The 15,299-nt window shown below is 71.6% G+C and carries 19 protein-coding genes; 11 read left to right on the top strand and 8 right to left on the bottom strand.

The genetic code is table 11. The features are described from left to right. From GUY59_RS42035 to GUY59_RS42025, 3 genes are all read right to left on the bottom strand, one after another. A partial coding sequence (locus GUY59_RS42035; RefSeq protein WP_330849291.1) for a biotin/lipoyl-containing protein occupies window positions 1-401 on the bottom strand: 401 nt, incomplete at its 3' end. 38 nt (window positions 402-439) lie between these two features. Beyond that, on the bottom strand, window positions 440-1,804 hold the full coding sequence (gene lpdA / locus GUY59_RS42030; protein ID WP_138206947.1) for a dihydrolipoyl dehydrogenase: 1,365 nt from the start codon (window positions 1,802-1,804) through the stop codon (window positions 440-442). 50 nt (window positions 1,805-1,854) lie between these two features. Next, window positions 1,855-3,324, bottom strand: coding sequence for a leucyl aminopeptidase (locus GUY59_RS42025; RefSeq protein ID WP_138206949.1), 1,470 nt, complete (start codon window positions 3,322-3,324; stop codon window positions 1,855-1,857). Between the two features lie 105 nt (window positions 3,325-3,429). Here GUY59_RS42025 and GUY59_RS42020 point away from each other — a divergent pair, with 105 nt between their 5' ends. The 3 genes from GUY59_RS42020 (at window position 3,430) to GUY59_RS42010 (ending at window position 5,217) form a co-directional block, all read left to right on the top strand. Beyond that, complete coding sequence (locus GUY59_RS42020; protein WP_132339854.1) at window positions 3,430-3,777, top strand: GntR family transcriptional regulator; 348 nt, start codon at window positions 3,430-3,432, stop codon at window positions 3,775-3,777. Continuing rightward, entirely contained in the window at window positions 3,774-4,190 is a 417-nt protein-coding gene (locus GUY59_RS42015) for a hypothetical protein (RefSeq protein WP_138206951.1), read from the top strand. Before GUY59_RS42020 ends, GUY59_RS42015 begins: the two co-directional genes overlap by 4 nt. A gap of 100 nt (window positions 4,191-4,290) precedes the next feature. Continuing rightward, on the top strand, window positions 4,291-5,217 hold the full coding sequence (locus GUY59_RS42010) for a CPBP family intramembrane glutamic endopeptidase (RefSeq protein WP_138206953.1): 927 nt from the start codon (window positions 4,291-4,293) through the stop codon (window positions 5,215-5,217). On the opposite strand, the gene GUY59_RS42005 is transcribed toward GUY59_RS42010, so the two are convergent. Next, complete coding sequence (locus tag GUY59_RS42005) at window positions 5,206-6,117, bottom strand: adenosylcobinamide-GDP ribazoletransferase (RefSeq protein WP_138206955.1); 912 nt, start codon at window positions 6,115-6,117, stop codon at window positions 5,206-5,208. The genes GUY59_RS42010 and GUY59_RS42005 overlap by 12 nt on opposite strands. Window positions 6,118-6,221: 104 nt before the next feature. Here GUY59_RS42005 and GUY59_RS42000 point away from each other — a divergent pair, with 104 nt between their 5' ends. Further along, window positions 6,222-7,022, top strand: coding sequence for an ABC transporter ATP-binding protein (locus tag GUY59_RS42000; protein ID WP_132339846.1), 801 nt, complete (start codon window positions 6,222-6,224; stop codon window positions 7,020-7,022). Between the two features lie 180 nt (window positions 7,023-7,202). Here GUY59_RS42000 and GUY59_RS41995 read toward each other — a convergent pair whose 3' ends face one another. Both GUY59_RS41995 and GUY59_RS41990 read right to left on the bottom strand, forming a co-directional pair. Then, complete coding sequence (locus GUY59_RS41995; protein ID WP_138206957.1) at window positions 7,203-8,258, bottom strand: bifunctional adenosylcobinamide kinase/adenosylcobinamide-phosphate guanylyltransferase; 1,056 nt, start codon at window positions 8,256-8,258, stop codon at window positions 7,203-7,205. Between the two features lie 99 nt (window positions 8,259-8,357). Beyond that, the gene (locus GUY59_RS41990; protein ID WP_138206959.1) at window positions 8,358-8,630 is read right to left on the bottom strand and encodes a hypothetical protein; all 273 of its coding nucleotides are present in this window, start codon (window positions 8,628-8,630) and stop codon (window positions 8,358-8,360) included. Window positions 8,631-8,821: 191 nt separating this feature from the next. Between GUY59_RS41990 and GUY59_RS41985 the strand changes: the two genes are divergently transcribed. Beyond that, window positions 8,822-9,028, top strand: coding sequence for a hypothetical protein (locus GUY59_RS41985; RefSeq protein WP_132339842.1), 207 nt, complete (start codon window positions 8,822-8,824; stop codon window positions 9,026-9,028). A gap of 66 nt (window positions 9,029-9,094) precedes the next feature. Here the strand turns inward: GUY59_RS41985 and GUY59_RS41980 are convergent, their stop codons facing one another. Then, window positions 9,095-10,096 (bottom strand): aldo/keto reductase family protein, encoded by a 1,002-nt coding sequence (locus GUY59_RS41980; RefSeq protein ID WP_138206961.1) that lies wholly within the window; start codon window positions 10,094-10,096, stop codon window positions 9,095-9,097. A gap of 56 nt (window positions 10,097-10,152) precedes the next feature. On the opposite strand from GUY59_RS41980, the gene GUY59_RS41975 reads away from it, so the two are divergent. Then, entirely contained in the window at window positions 10,153-11,067 is a 915-nt protein-coding gene (locus GUY59_RS41975; RefSeq protein WP_138206963.1) for an SMI1/KNR4 family protein, read from the top strand. Window positions 11,068-11,112: 45 nt separating this feature from the next. Here the strand turns inward: GUY59_RS41975 and GUY59_RS41970 are convergent, their stop codons facing one another. Further along, window positions 11,113-11,697, bottom strand: coding sequence for a DUF3043 domain-containing protein (locus GUY59_RS41970; protein WP_252375178.1), 585 nt, complete (start codon window positions 11,695-11,697; stop codon window positions 11,113-11,115). Window positions 11,698-11,847: 150 nt separating this feature from the next. On the opposite strand from GUY59_RS41970, the gene GUY59_RS41965 reads away from it, so the two are divergent. The 5 genes from GUY59_RS41965 to GUY59_RS41945 form a co-directional block, all read left to right on the top strand. Further along, a complete protein-coding gene (locus tag GUY59_RS41965) occupies window positions 11,848-12,675 on the top strand; it encodes a PspA/IM30 family protein (RefSeq protein WP_201761994.1) in 828 nt (275 codons plus the stop codon). Continuing rightward, window positions 12,672-12,950 carry a PspA-associated protein PspAA gene (gene pspAA / locus GUY59_RS41960; protein WP_132339834.1) on the top strand — a complete coding sequence of 93 codons (279 nt, stop codon included), beginning with the start codon at window positions 12,672-12,674 and terminating at the stop codon, window positions 12,948-12,950. The genes GUY59_RS41965 and pspAA overlap by 4 nt, the downstream gene beginning before the upstream one ends. 6 nt (window positions 12,951-12,956) lie before the next feature. Then, window positions 12,957-13,856 carry a zinc metalloprotease HtpX gene (htpX, locus tag GUY59_RS41955; RefSeq protein WP_132339832.1) on the top strand — a complete coding sequence of 300 codons (900 nt, stop codon included), beginning with the start codon at window positions 12,957-12,959 and terminating at the stop codon, window positions 13,854-13,856. 6 nt (window positions 13,857-13,862) lie between these two features. Further along, a complete protein-coding gene (gene pspAB / locus GUY59_RS41950) occupies window positions 13,863-14,423 on the top strand; it encodes a PspA-associated protein PspAB (RefSeq protein WP_132339830.1) in 561 nt (186 codons plus the stop codon). A gap of 47 nt (window positions 14,424-14,470) precedes the next feature. Beyond that, on the top strand, window positions 14,471-15,299 hold an 829-nt coding region (locus GUY59_RS41945), incomplete at its 3' end, for a DUF998 domain-containing protein (RefSeq protein WP_161714989.1).

Genomic DNA, 15,299 nt, shown 5'->3' with positions numbered 1-15,299 from the left:
GGGGCGGGCTGGGCCGGAGCCGGCTGCGGGATCGAGGAGGCGGGAGGAGCCGGCGCCGGCTCGGGCTCAGGCTCGGGCTGCGCGGCCGGCTGCGGGGCCGGCTGCGGGGCCGGCTCGGCGGCCGGGGCCGCCTCGGGAGCCGACGCGGTGGCGCCTGCCTGGCCGTTCTCGTCGATGACGGCGAGCTCGGCCCCGACCTCGACCGTCTCGTCCTCGGCCACCACGATCTTGGTGAGGACGCCCGCGGACGGCGACGGGATCTCGGTGTCGACCTTGTCGGTCGACACTTCGAGGAGCGGCTCGTCAGCCTCGACGCGCTCGCCCTCCTTCTTCAGCCAACGGGTTACGGTGCCCTCGGTCACGCTCTCGCCGAGCTGGGGCATCTGTACGGAGACCGGCATCGTTATTCTTCTCTCGCGTTCTGATCTCGAGGGCTGGACTAGTTGTGTACGTGCAACGGCTTGCCGGCCAGGGCCAGCATCGCCTCACCGACTGCCTCGGACTGCGTCGGATGTGCGTGGATGAGCTGGGCGACCTCTGCGGGCAGCGCCTCCCAGTTGTAGATCAGCTGGCCTTCCGTGACGAGCTCGCCGATGCGCCTGCCCACCATGTGGACACCGACGACGGGTCCGTCCTTCCGGGCGATGACCTTCACGGCGCCCGAGGTGCCGAGGATCTGGCTCTTGGGGTTGCCCGCCAGGTCGTAAGCCTGCTCGACGATCTCGATGCCGCGCTCGGCCGCCTGCGCCGAGGTGATGCCGACGGAGGCCACCTCGGGGTCGGAGTAGGTGATGCGCGGCACGCCCGCGTAGTCGATGGGCGGCGGGTTGAGGCCGGCGATGTGCTCGGCCACCATGATCCCCTCCGCGAACCCGGCGTGCGCGAGCTGCAGCGTCGGGATGAGGTCGCCGATGGCGTAGACGCCCGGCACGGACGTCTGGCAGTGCTCGTCGACCACGACGGCGCCGCGCTCGATGGTGATGCCCTGCTCCTCGAAGCCCATGCCCGAGGAGACGGCGCCGCGGCCGACCGCGACGAGCAGCAACTCGGCGTCGAGGGTCTTGCCGTTGGCGAGCGTGACGACCACACCGGTTTCGGTGGTCTTGGCGCCGTCGAAGAAGACGCCCAGCTCGTATTTGATGCCGCGGCGGCGGAAGGCCCGCTCCAGCAGCTTGGAGCTGGACTCCTCCTCGGTGGGCAGCAGGTGCGGCAGCGCCTCGACGATCGTGACCTCGGCTCCGAACGAGCGGTAGACGCTGGCCAGCTCGACGCCGATCACACCACCGCCCAGCACGATCACCGAGCTCGGCACGTGGTCCATCGTGAGCGTGTGCTCGCTGGTGATGACGCGCTCGCCGTCGATCTCCAGGCCGGGCAGCGTCTTGGGCGCGGAGCCGGTGGCCAGGACGACGTTGCGGCCTTCGTAGACCTCGGAGCCCACCTGGACCCTGCCGGGGCCCGCGAGGCGGCCCTCGCCCTCGACGATCGTCACGCCGGCACCCTTCAGCAGGCCCTGCACGCCCTTCCACGCCCTCGTGACGATCTTGTCCTTGAACGCGTGCACGCCCTGGACGTCGATGCCGTCGAAGCTCGCCTTGACGCCGAAGGACTCGCTCTCGCGGGTCTCGTCGGCGACCTCGGCGGAGTGCAGCAGAGCCTTCGTGGGGATGCATCCCCTGTGGAGGCAGGTGCCGCCGATCTTGTCCTTTTCGATCAGGACGACCGACTTGCCCAGCTCGGCCGCCCGGAGCGCGCAGGCATAACCGCCGCTGCCGCCACCTAGGACGACGATGTCATAGGCCACAGGAAGGCTCCTTGTCGGGGTGTTGTGATGCCCTCATCTTTTCATTTGTTTCAGATGCTTGCGTGCCGCTCTGCCAGTCCGATGAGCGTGCGCGTGATCGCACCGGTGCCGCCCTTCGGGATGTAACCGTACGGCTCGCCCTTGTTGAACGCGGGCCCCGCCATGTCGATGTGGGCCCAGCGCACCCCTTCGGGCACGAACTCCTTCAGAAAGAGACCCGCCGCCAGCATGCTGCCCCACCGCTCGGGCTGCAGGTTGGCGAGGTCGGCGATCGGTGAGTCGAGCCCTTTGCGCAGCTCCTCGGGCAGCGGCATGCCCCACGCGCCCTCGCCCGCGGCCTTGGCGGCGTCGAGGACGAGTTCCCTGACGGCGTCGTCGTTGGCCATGACGCCCGCGGTGCGCCAGCCGAGCGCCACGATTTGCGCGCCGGTGAGGGTGGCGACGTCGACGATCACGTCGGGCTCGTCCTCGGCGGCCCTGGCGATGCCGTCCATGAGCACCAGGCGGCCCTCGGCGTCGGTGTCGAGCACCTCGACCGTCTTGCCGCTGTAGCTGTGGATGACGTCGGAGGGGCGCTGCGCCGTGCCGCTCGGCAGGTTCTCCGCCAGGCAGAGGTAGCCGATCGCGTTGACGGGCAGGCCGAGCCTGGCGATGCCGATCAGCGCGCCGAGCACGGCACCCGCGCCGCCCATGTCGGACTTCATCCAGTCCATCGAGGCGGACGGCTTGAGCGACAGGCCGCCGGAGTCGAACGTGATGCCCTTGCCCACGAACGCCAGGGTCTTGCTGGCCTCGGGGTGCTTGTAGGAGAGGCGGACCAGGCGCGGCGGGTTGGCCGAGCCCTGGCCGACGCCGATGAGGCCGCCGTAGCCGCCGTCCTTGAGCGCCTTCTCGTCGAGCACCTCGACGCTCAGCCCCGCCTTGCCGCCCGACTGCTCGGCGATCTCGGCGAATTTGGCCGGCCACAGGTCGGAGGGCGGCGTGTTGACCAGGTCGCGCACCAGGGCGACGGACTCGGCCAGCACACTCGCCCGCTCGGCCACGCCCTCGGGCTGGCCGGAGACCACCGTGAGCTCGGAGACGGGGGGCTTCTGCCCGCCGTCGGTGCGGTAGCGGGAGAACGCGTACGCCCCCAGCAGCGCGCCCAGCGCGACGGCCTCGGCCTCGTCGGGATCGCCCGCGGGCAGGACGAGCGCGGCGCGCGCGGTGCCGGCCAGGGAGCGCACGGCGGCGCCCGCGGCCCGGCGCAGGCCGTCGGTGTCGGGGGAGTCGCCCAGGCCGACCGCGACCAGCAGCGGCGCGGCGGTGGCGCCGAACGTCGGCAGCTTGGCCAGCTCGCCCGTCTTGCCGGTGAAGGCGACTGTTTCTAGCGAGGCGGCGAGCTTGCCGCCGAAGGCCGTTTCGAGGGACTCGTCGCCCGTCACGGGCCGGGGGCCGTCGGGGCCGGACCTGAAGCCGACGATCAACGCGTCGGTGTCGAAGGAGACGGGATCTGCTGAGTTCAGCCGCACAGTGGTCACGTAAACCGATGCTATCCACGGTTTCTCCGTACTCACAAACAGGGGTTCATCCTACCAATAGTCGTATGGGCGTTCGTAGGACATAGTGATAATGTCATTGGCTTCATGCTGCTGACGCTCGATCTGAATGACGCCCGGCCCCTGCACGAGCAGGTGGCCGGGGCCATCCGCCGCGCCATCGGTGAGGGTTCCTACCGTCCGGGCGACCGGCTGCCGCCCGCCCGCGACATGGCCCAGGCGCTCGGCATCAACGCCAACACCGTGCTGCGGGCGCTGCGCGACCTGCGGGACGAGGGACTGCTGGAGTTCAGGAGGGGCCGGGGGGTCAGCGTCGCGGGCCGTGCGGACGGGCGTGCCCTGCTGGTGCAGCGGGCGCGTGAACTGCTGGAGGACGCGAGAAAACACGGTTACGACCGTGACGACCTCATCGCCATCGTGGAGGAGTTGACGTGAACCACACGCGAGCCACCGCCGCGGCCTGGGGCCTGCCGGTGACCGCCGCCTTCGTCCCGGTCCTGGACACGATCCTCGACGTACCTGTCCGGACAGCAGCGCAGCTGCCGGCCTGGCAGGTCATCGCCACCCTCGCGGGATCCGCCGCCGTGGCCGTGGCGGCCGGCTACCTCGGCAGGGCTGAGCACGACCAGCCGCCTTCCGCCGGCGCGCGCCCGCCGCGACCGCGGCTCAAGGAGGGAGGGCGCACGGTCCGGGTCAGCCGCGTCACCAACCCGTGGCCGGCCGTTCTCGCCGCCGCCACGGGCGCCGGCGTGGGTGTGCTGGTCGTGCTGCGTCCCATCGGGTCCGCCGGGGCTTCCGCGGGCCCCCCGGCAGCGCCCCCATCATGTTGCGCGGCGGGGAGTGCCTGATCATCAGGTACCGTTCCGGCGGTCGGCTCGCGGTCAGCATCGACGACGCCGCACGCGGCACATCCCTCATCAACGCCCTCATCGCGGAGCGAGTGGAGCCATGAACAGACCTCTCCCCATCTTCATCGTCCTCGCCTTCGGGCTGTCCTGGGCGGCCGCGCTGCCCTTGTGGCTCGGCGGGGGCCTCGGCTCGCCCCTGATGCCCCTGCTGGCCACGGTCATGATGTTCACGCCCACCGCGGCGCTGCTCGGCGTGTGGGCCGTCACGCGCACGCCCTCCAAGGAGTGGGCCCGCACGACCGGGCTCACGCTCGGCGGGAGCAGGAAGCGCACCGGGCTGATCGTGGCGGCCACCTGGCTCGGGGTGCCGCTGCTGGCGTTCCTCGCGATGGGGCTCAGCGCCGCCGCCGGCCTGGTCGCGCTCGACCTCGACCGGCTCAGCCTGCTCAGGGCGGCCCTCGAGGCGCGCGGCATGGAGATCCCCGCCGACCTCGGCACGGTCGCGGCACTGCAGATCGTCGTGGCGATCCTCGCCGGGCCGCTGCTCAACGCGATCCCCGCGCTGGGGGAGGAGTGGGGGTGGCGTGGCTGGCTGCTGCCCCGCCTCACCTCCACGAACGGCGTGCTCGCCGGCCTGCTCCTCTCCGGCGCGATCTGGGGCCTCTGGCACGCGCCGCTCACCCTGCTCGGCTACAACTACCCGAGCCTGGGCTCGTGGGCGGCGCTGTTCTTCATCGGCTTCTGCGTGCTGGCCGGGGTGCTGTTCGGCTGGCTGCGGCTGCGTACGGGCAGCGTGTGGCCCGCGGTCGTGGCCCACGGCTCGCTCAACGCGGTCGTCCCGCCCGTCCTGCTGCTCGGCGACGACGCCGCGCCCCCCAACGAACTCCTGGTCGGGCTGACCGGCCTGGTCGGCTGGGTCGTCCTCGCACTGGCCGGCGCGGCGCTGCTCCGCTTCTTCCCCGTACGCCAGGAGCCGCCGGCCCAGGCGCGGCCCGTCGCCGCCGACGCGCGGAGCTCAGCCGAGTAGCGCGCACACGACCAGCGTCGTGGCCGTGGCGGTCTCCACGAGCGCGCCCAGCACGTCGCCGGTGATCCCGCCGAGCCGCCGCCCGGCGTGCCGGAGCAGCAGCAGGGCGGCGCCGAGCCCGGCGAGCAGCCCGGCCGGCAACACGAGCACACCCGCTGTCCCGATGCCTGTGCCCGGAGCGGCGGCCCCGGCGGCGAACCCGGCGGCGGTCGCCGCGCCGGTGAGGGAATCCACGACAGTGAGGGAATCGGCAGTGAGGGAATCGGCGCCGGGGAGGGAAACGGCGCCCGCGAGAAACGCGGCCAGGCCGAGCGCGGCGGCGGCGAGCAGGGCGGCCGCGGTGACGAGCCACGGCGCTGGCGGGCGTACCGTGCCCGCGACCATCGCGCCGAGCCCGTCCGGCCTGGCGGCGGGCACGCCCGCGCGACAGGCCCACACCAGCGCCAGCCGTCCCGCCGCGCAGGCGGTCACGAAGGCCGCGTAGCCGGCGCCGGCCGCCGCGGCGGCCTGGATGAGCAGCGTGAGGACCAGCGTCATCACCCCGAACGGCCCGATGTCCGACTTTTTCATGATGTCGAGCGCCTGCGCGGCCGGCTTGCCGCTGCCCAGCCCGTCGGCGAGGTCGGCGAGCCCGTCGAGGTGCAGCCCCCGGGTCAGTACGGCCAGCGCCCCCACCGCCAGCGCCGCCCCCAGCAGCGGCGGCCCGTGCAACAGCGCAACGAGCGGCAACGGCAGCCCGGCGACGAGCCCGAGCATCAGCCCGACGGCCGGCGCCAGCACCATCGCCTGCCCCGCGACCTTCCGGTCCGCCCGTTCCACGCGTACGGGGAAGACGGTCAGCGTGCCGGCCGAGAACCGCCAGCCGTCCGCCTGCCGCCCCACCCTGGCAAACCCTCTCACCGGACCGCCGCCCTCTCCTCGTGCCTGGCCGACACCGTAACGCCGGTACGCGTTCGTATTTCACATCGGTAACGGACGATCCCGGTGCCCACTAGTCTGTCGGGATGCACGTGCTTGAACTCGAAGGCGTAGGCGTCCGCGTTGTCGGCAAGGCGCTGCTCGACGGCATCGACTGGCAGGTCGGCTACGGCGACCACTGGGCCGTCCTCGGGCCCAACGGCGCGGGCAAGACAACGCTCCTCTCACTGGCCGGCGCCGTACGGCACCCCAGCGAGGGCACGGTCAAGGTGCTCGGCCACCCGCTCGGCCGGGTCGACGTGCGCGAGCTGCGCCGGCACATCGGCCTCGTCGCCTCCAGCCAGCGGCTGATCGACGAGGAGCTGATGGAGGAGGAGGGCGCGACCGCGCACACCGTGGTGCTCACCGGTCACACGGGGACGAGCGTTCCGCTGTGGGACAAGTACGGCGACGTGGAGCGCGACCGGGCTCACCGCCTGCTCGCCGACCTGGGATGCAAGGAACTGGCGGAGCGGCCGTTCCGCGTGTGCTCGCAGGGGGAGCGGGCGAGGATCCGCGTGGCCAGGGCGCTCATGGCCGACCCGGCGGTGCTGCTGCTCGACGAGCCGTTCGCGGGGCTCGACCTGCCCGCCAGGGAAGACCTCATCTCCGCCGTCGAGGACCTCGCCGCCACCAGGCCCGTGCTCACCACGGTGACGGTGACGCACCACCTGGAGGAGGTGCCCGCGACGACCACGCACGCGATGCTGATGCGCGACGCCCGGGTGCTCGCCATGGGCGCGGCGGACGACGTGCTCACCCCCGCCAACCTCTCCGACTGCTTCGGCCGCTCCCTGCACGTGGACCGCGTGGACGGCCGCTGGTACGCCCGCGCCGCACGCGCCTGACCCTCTCCGTGACCGGGCGTGCGGCCGCTTCCCGGCCCCTGTCAGGATCGCCGCACGCGTCGATGCGTGCGCTTTCGGACGTGTCCCCGTCCGACCTCCCGCACGGGCCTGTGACGGCGTTCCCGGACGTGTCCCCGTCAGCGTTCCGGAGTGCGCTCGTGACGGCGTCCTGGACGGCCGTCAGAGCTCCAGCGGGCGCCCGGCGACCACCAGCGCCACATGCTCGGACTCGGCGGCCAGGCGCTCGTTCAGCCGTCCCAGCACGTCCCTGAAGGCCCGTCCGGCGGCCGTGGCGGGCACCACGCCCAGCCCCACCTCGTCGGACACCGCCACAATCGGCTCCGGGGCCCGCCGCCACGCCGCCACGAGGTCGTCGCAGCGCGCGACCACGGGCGCGCGGTCCCCCTCCCAGGCCCCGTACTCGTCGAAAACCGCCGCCACCCAGGTCCCCAGCCCGTCGATCAGCAGCGGTGTGGTGGCGCCCGTGATGGCGGTGGCCAGGTCGGTGGTCTCGGCGGTGACCCAGTGCGCGGGCCGCCGCTCCCGGTGCGCCCCCACTCGTTCCGCCCACTCGCCGTCCTCCCCGCCGGTCGGCCCGGTGGCGACATAAGTGACGTACGGCTCCGCCGCCAGCCGCAGCTCCGCCTCCGCCGACTTGCCCGAGCGCGCCCCGCCCAGCAGCAGCGTCCGCCGCGGCAGGCCCACACGGGCGCTCCCCTGGTTGCCTGCGTGGCTGGTCACGTCATCGGCAAGGTCGCCCGGAGAGCGGCCGGCCGGGCGGCACGCCAGCTCGGTGCCGTCAGGAACGGCGATCGCCCTCCACAGCCGCAGGCGCCTGGCCAGTTCCTCCTCCGACCGCACCCGGTGATCGAGCCCGACGGCCACCACCAGGGTCGCGTCGTCGGCCAGCCCCGCGCGCCGCAGTGTGCCGAGCCGCTCCGGGCGGTCCAGGAGGTCGATCAGCACGACGTCGTAGCGGGCGGGCCCGTCCGGCGGCGGTGTACGTCCCGCGGGCAGGTGGAGAAGCATGGTTCCGTCGGGACCCGCCAGCCCCAGACCGCCCGCGAGCGGCCGGTAGCCGCTGGGCGGGCCGGTGAAGGGGTAGCGGGCCACGCCGTCCACGACCAGCTCGAACGGGCGGCGATGCTCGGCGGGCAGCCCGGCGCACGAGACGCACGAACACCCGGGTTCCGGCCAGCCCGCGCCGCCCGCCGTGCCGTTGAGAAGGAGCTTCACCGCGCCGAGCGTACAAACCCGCACCGGTTCCCGCGGCCCCAGGGCACGGGCGCGGCCGCCGGGAACGTTCCAGAGCCGGCACGGACACGGCCGGCGCGGTCAGCCGGACGTCTTCGCCGTGGTGCGGCGGCGAGTGGCCACCAGCGCGCAGCCTCCGAGCAGGACCAGTACGCCCGCCCCACCCGCGATCACCATGACCGGCGGCCCGCCCCCGGCGGCGTCGGGGGCCGCGGTCAGCGCCGCGCCGCCCTTCTCCCTGGCCGGATAGTCGTCGACCGCGACCACGTCCCCGCCCGCGTCCACCCGGACCCTGGCGGTGGAGGCGGTGCCGTCGCTCTGCCAGACGCTCCACCCGCGCGCCGCGCCGGGCACGGGGTCCCCGGGGTGTGACGGGCGGTGCGGCGAGGGCAGGGCAGGGCAGGAAGATCAGGGTCGCCGCCCCGAGGGCGACTCCGGTGGCGACACGAAACGCGCGCGGCATCGATGGACCTCCGAACTCGGGAGTAGGGTTCCAGTGCCTGCGGAGGGTGCGCCGGCGAACTGGCGGAAAAGGAGCGTATGGCATGACATGGCGTTGGCGTTATGAAAATGCACATGGTGGTGAGGTAACGGATCGTCCTTTGCCGCGAGAGGTTTTTCCGAGCCAGGCGGACGCGGAGTCCTGGCTCGGCGAGAACTGGCGTGACCTGCTCGAATCCGGGGTAGAGCAGGTGGCCTTGCTCGAGGAGGACCGCGTCGAATACGCAGGAATGTCATTGCGTCCGGAGTGACTGCCAGAAACGGCGAAAACCCCTTGAGCGCATTCGTGGCTCAAGGGGTTTTCGCTGTTTGTGTGGTTATGGGCGAGTGCGGGGGCTCTCGGTCTTGGAGGGGTCGCGCTCTACTACCTGGCCGAGCACGTCGTCGATCCGCCGCAGCACGTCCGCGTCCAGCTTGACGCCCGACGCCCGTACGTTGTCACGCACCTGCTCGGGACGGCTGGCCCCGATGATGGCGCTGGAGACGTTCGGGTTCTGCAGCACCCAGGCGATGGCCAGTTGCGCCATGCTGAGCCCCAGGTCCGCGGCGATCGGCTTGAGCTCCTGTACGCGGGTCAGCACGTCGTCCCTCATCCACCGGGCGATCATGGAGCTGCCGCCGCTCTTGTCGGTCGCCCGCGAACCCTCCGGCGGCTGCTGCCCCGGCAGGTATTTCCCGGTGAGCACCCCCTGGGCGATCGGCGACCACACGATCTGGCCGACGCCCTCCTTCTCGCTCAGCGGCACGATCTCGGACTCGATGACCCGCCACAACATCGAATACTGGGGCTGGTTCGACACGATCCGGTCGAAGCCCATCTCGTCGGCGATCTTGAGAGCCTGGGCGATCTGCTCGGCGTTCCACTCGCTGACGCCGACGTAGAGGACCTTGCCCTGGCGTACGAGGTCGTCGAAGGTCTTGAGCGTCTCCTCGAGCGGGGTCTCGTAGTCGAAGCGGTGAGCCTGGTACAGGTCGATGTAGTCGGTCTGCAGCCGCCGCAGCGAGGCGTGGATCGACTCGGTGAGGTGCTTGCGCGACAGGCCGCGGTCGTTCTTGCCGGGGCCGGTCGGCCAGTAGACCTTGGTGAAGATCTCCACCGACTCCCTGCGTACGTCCCTGAGCGCCCGGCCGAGCACTGCCTCGGCCTTCGTCGCCGCGTACACGTCGGCCGTATCGAACGTGGTGATGCCCTCGTCGAGTGCCGCCTGAACGCACTGTTTGGCGGCGTCCTCCTCGACCTGGGAGCCGTGGGTGAGCCAGTTGCCGTAGCTGATCTCGCTGACCATGAGGCCGCTGCGACCGAGGTGTCGGAATTCCATGCATCCGACTCTAATCCCGGCACGTGGGGTGATCCGTTCGGGATAGGGTGCGCGACGTGCTGAAGCTCGTACGGCTGGCGCTGACGGCCGCCGTCGTGACCGCCATCGTGGTCCGGCTGCGCCGCCGCGCCCGCATGCCGGAGACGCCGTCCCCGCCGCCCGCGCGACCGCGACCGGCCGGGAGGACCGGGATGGGCCTGGCGTGGGCCGGCATCGTGGCGGTCGTGGCGCTCACCCTGGTGGCCGCGCTGGTCCCCACGGAGGCGCAGGAGACGGCCACGGCCCGGGGGCAGGCGTACGAGGAGGAACAGGACGCGCCGACCGCGCGGATGCTCGCCAGCGCGCAGCCGCAGCCCTGGGTCGTCGCCGATGACGGGTGCGTCCCCGAACAACGCGTGGCCGGGGTCAGGCCGGTCGACCCGAAGGTCAGGCGGGCGGTGAACCGCCAGTGGCGGCGGATCGAGCGATGGCTGAAGGCCAACGCTCCGCGTACGTACCGGACGCTCGGAGCGCCTGGCAGGGCGCGCACGATCGCGATCGCCGAGGCGCAGATGGGCATGGACTTTCCCGACGACCTGCGCGCCTCGCTCCTGCGCCACAACGGCTCACGCGGAGCGGGAGCGTTCGGCTTCTCGCGGGACGGGACGCCGATCCTCGGCGTCCGCCAGATCAGGGACGCCTGGCGGGCGCAGTGCGCCAGGGAGCGCGCCGAAGCAGGACGCGACCCCGCGGGCGAGGACGTGAGCGACCGGGCGATCCCGTTCCTCGGCGTGGACGGGAGGCGCGCCGTGCTCGACTCCATGGACGGCGCCGTCGGATGGGAGGGCGCGGGGCCCCGGCTGCCGTCCTACCACGCGCTGATGCGGGCCGTGGCCGACGCCCTGGAGACGGGTGCGGAGATCGACGGCCGGCGGCCCGTGGTCAGGCGGGGCGTGCTGCGCTGGGACAACGCCGCGTACGACAACCCATAATTTTCCCGACTTTTCGGAGTCTCCCGGAAAATCGGGAAAAAATGGTTACCGCTTTGGCTGTACCGGCTTGCCGCCCGGCAGGACCTGCGGCGGCGGGAAACGCAGCCGCCGGATCTGCAGCGCCCGCATGGCCGCGTAGAAGCCCACGCCCCGCAGGCTCTCGCCGGGCATCTTCTGCGCCACCTCCCGCTTCACCTTCCAGGCGACATAGACGGAGGTGAACAGCACGCCGATCATCATGATCGGCCAGCCGACCGCGATGACGAGGTTGAGCACCTGCGCGCGGATCTCCATCGGCCAGGGGATCCACGTCGCCAGCAGGATGAGTAGCGAGAACGGCAGAAAGTACTGACTCGGCAGCCGGCGGGAGTCGACCCAGTCGCGCGCGAACTTGCGCGCGGGGCCCTTGTCCCTGGCCGGGAAATAACGTTCGTCACCGGCGAGCATGCCCCTGCGGGCCTTTTCGCGTTCGGCGGCCTGCTTGGCCCGCATCTGTCGGTAGGCCTCTTTGCGGTCCTTGGGCGCGGAGACCGGCTGGCGCCGTTTGCCTTCGGCATCCCGGCGCTTGGGTGTGGGACGACCTTTGCCCTGGGGCTTAGGATCGTCAGTGGGGGCGGGGGTATCGTCCACGGAGGTTTGGGAACGGCGTCGCAACACGACGTCAACCCTACCTGGACTGCAACTTAGTGACGCCCTCGCGCGTTATGCGTAGGGTAATCCCAAGGCGGCTGCGCTGCATTGGGAACACCAGCACGACCTAGAAGGGGACGGCCGACGCGCATGAGCGTGATGAAGAGACTTTCGATGATCTTCAAGTCCAAGGCCAACAGGGCTTTGGACAAGATGGAGGATCCGCGCGAGACCCTCGACTACTCCTATCAGCGGCAACTGGAGCTGCTGCAGAAGGTGCGCAGGGGCGTGGCCGACGTCGCCACGTCGCGCAAGAGGGTCGAGCTGCAGATCACCGGCCTGGAGAAGCAGGCACAGCGTTACGAGGAGCAGGGCCGCAAGGCGCTGTCCGTGGGGCGTGAAGACCTCGCCCGCGAGGCGCTGCAGCGCAGGTCCAATCTGCAGACGCAGATGGCCGACCTGAAGGTGCAGCACGACAACCTGCAGGCCGAGGAGGAGAAGCTGACCACGGCTTCCCAGCGGCTGCAGTCCAAGGTCGACTCCTTCCGCACGAAGAAGGAGACGATCAAGGCCACCTACACCGCCGCCGAGGCGCAGACGCGCATCAACGAGGCGTTCTCCGGCATCTCCGAGGAGATGGGCGACGTCGGCCTGGCGATCCAGCGCGCCGAGGACAAGACGGCGACGATGCAGGCCCGCGCGGGCGCCATCGACGAGCTGCTGGCCAGCGGGGCGCTCGACGACTACAGCGGTGGCACCAAGGGCGACGACATCCAGGCCGAGCTCGACCGCATGGGCGGCGGCATGGACGTCGAGCTCGAGCTGGCCAGGATGAAGTCCGAGCTGGGCCAGGGCCCGGCGCCGCAGAGCGCCCTCGAGCAGGGCCAGCCGCAGCAGCAGCCGCAGCAGGCTCCTCAGCAGGCCCAGCAGCAGCCCGGCCAGACCCAGCAGTTGCGTCAGCCAGGGGAGGGCGCATGATTGTCAGGATCATGGGCGAGGGTCAGGTGGAGATCTCCGCCGACGACATCTCGGTCCTCAACGAGCTCGACACCGAGCTGGAGGCGGCTATCGACGCGGGCGACGAGACGTCCTTCCGTGCCAAGCTGCACGCACTGCTCGACAAGGTGCGCCACGTGGGCAAGGCGCTCCCCGACGACAGCCTTGAGCCGTCAGAGCTGATCCTTCCCCCCGCGGACGCCTCGATCGAGGAGGTCCGGGAGATGCTGGGCGACCAAGGCCTCATCCCGGGCTGAGCCCCCGTGCGCACCCGGTTCGCGCCCGACCGCGGCCTGACCGGCCGCATGGTCGTGACGATGTTCCTGCTCGGGCTGCTCTACGTGGTGTTCGTCGGCGTCCTGATCGCCCTGGGCGTGCGGGCGCTGACCGTGCTGGTGCTGGCAGGGGGTCTGCTGCTCGTGCAGTATTTCCTGTCCGACCGCATCGCGTTGTTCGCGATGGGAGGGCGGGAGGTCTCGCCGCAGGAGGCCCCCGAGTTGCACGGCATGATCGACCGGCTGTGCGCGCTGGCCGACATGCCCAAACCGCGGGTGGCGATCGCGGATTCCGACGTCCCCAACGCCTTCGCCACCGGCCGTAACCAGAAGAACGCCGTCGTCTGCGTGACGACGGGCATCCTGCGCCGCCTTGAGCCGCAGGAGCTCGAAGGCGTGCTCGCCCACGAGCTCTCGCACGTCGCCCACCGCGACGTGGCCGTCATGACGATCGCCTCGTTCCTCGGCATCGTGGCGGGGCTCATGACCAGGTTCGCCCTCTTCTCCGGGCTCGGCGGCCGCCGCAACGGCGGCCAGGGCGGCGTACCGGTCGGGCTGATCATCGTCCTGGTCTCCGTCATCGTGTACGCCGTCAGCTTCCTGCTCACGCGCGCTCTGTCGCGTTACCGGGAGCTGGCCGCCGACCGCGCGGGCGCGCTGCTCACCCAGCGGCCGTCGGCCCTGGCCAGCGCGCTGGTCAAGATCAGCGGTGACATGGCCAGGATCCCGACCCGCGACCTGCGCGAGGCCGAGCCGTTCAACGCCTTCTACTTCGCCCCGGCGCTGGCCCCGGGCGAGACGCTCGCGAACCTGTTCTCCACGCATCCGCGGCTCGATCGGCGCCTGGAGCAGCTGACGAACATCTCCAAGCAGCTCGGAAGGGGCTGAACCCGTATGGGCTGGCTCGATGCGCTGCTCGGCCGGTCGAAACCGGTCAAGCCCAACCTCGACGCGCTGTTCGCGCTGCCGTCCGCGGCCGTGACGCTGCAGGCCGCGACCGGGCTCACGCCCACGGGCCTCGGCTCGGTGGCGTTCAGGGCGGCGGAGGGCGGCGCGTTCGCCACGCTCGAACGCGACGTCAAGGCGCTGCTGGGCGAGCGCGTCGAGGAGTCGGACGACGGCTACGGCTACACCTGGCTGCTCGTACGCCGCTCGCCCGACGCCCTCAGCGACCTGGTCACCGAGCTTCACGCGGTCAACTCGTCCCTGGAGGGGGCCGGGTTCGGGCCCTCGCTGCTGTGCTCGCTGGCCTCGTTCGCCGCCCCGGACGACGGTCGCCGGCTGGCGGTCGTCTACCTGTACAAACGGGGCACCTTCTACCCGTTCGCGCCGCTGCCCGGTCAGCGGCGCGACAACGCGCTCGAACTGCAGGCCAGGGGCGCGCTGGAGGGCGAGCTGCCGCTGGAGAAGGACCTCAGCCGGTGGTTCCCCGTCTGGGGCGCGCCCGGCCTCTGACAGAGGCGCTCCTGAGCGACTATCACCCATGGTGATCTAATGCTCACGTGGAGCGAAGATTGTTCGTGCTCGCAGCATCCGCGTTCATCGTGGCGGCGGTGCTGGGCAGCGCGTGGATCACCGGCCAGTTCACCACGCCGGCGGTCGACAGAGCCCACGGGTACGTCAGCGAGCTGGCCGCCCGCGACCAGCCGTGGACGCGCCTGTTCCGGATCAGCGACGGGCTGGCCGGGCTGGCGTGCGTGTCCGGCGTGCTGCTCCTGCCGAGGGCGGCGCGCGAGTGGCAGGGCTGGCTGGCGCTGGCCGCGTTCGGGCTGCTCACCTCCGCCTCCGCGGTGTTCCCCCTCGACTGCGCGGTGCTGAGCGACCCCGCGTGCGGGCTGCGGGAGCCGTCATGGCCGCACCGGCTGCACGCGCTGGCCGGCTCGCTGTCCACGGTGTGCGGGCTGGCCGCGATGGTGCTGCTCGGCATGAGGTGGCGGTCGTGGGTGGCGTGGTCGTTCACGTGGCTCAGCGTGGGCGCCACGGTGCTCATGGTGGGCGCGCTCGTGACAGGGCAGGGGGTGGGGATCGCGCACCGGGCCCAGCTGACGATGTTCGCGGTCTGGCTCGTGTACGCGGCCCTGCACCTGCTCGTGGCGGACGAGCACGAGGCGTCGGCCCCCGACCTGGCGCCCGCGTCCGTGACGCACGCCGCAACGGGTGTACGGGGGGACGCGGATCTCGGTGAGGTGCTTGCCCCCGATCCCGGCCTGGCACTGAACGCGGGCCCCGGCGTCGACCTCGGTGCGGCGGCGGGGAGGGCCGGCAGAAAAGCGGACAGGACGACAAACAGGGCGACAAACAGGGCGAGGGGCAGGACGGCCGGTGGGCGGC

It is taken from the genome of Nonomuraea sp. K271, from assembly GCF_009908215.1.
In the GTDB taxonomy this organism is placed as follows: Bacteria; Actinomycetota; Actinomycetes; order Streptosporangiales; family Streptosporangiaceae; genus Nonomuraea; species Nonomuraea longispora.
Note: the sequence above shows the minus strand (reverse complement) of the source record. Positions and strands in the feature narration are given on the sequence as shown.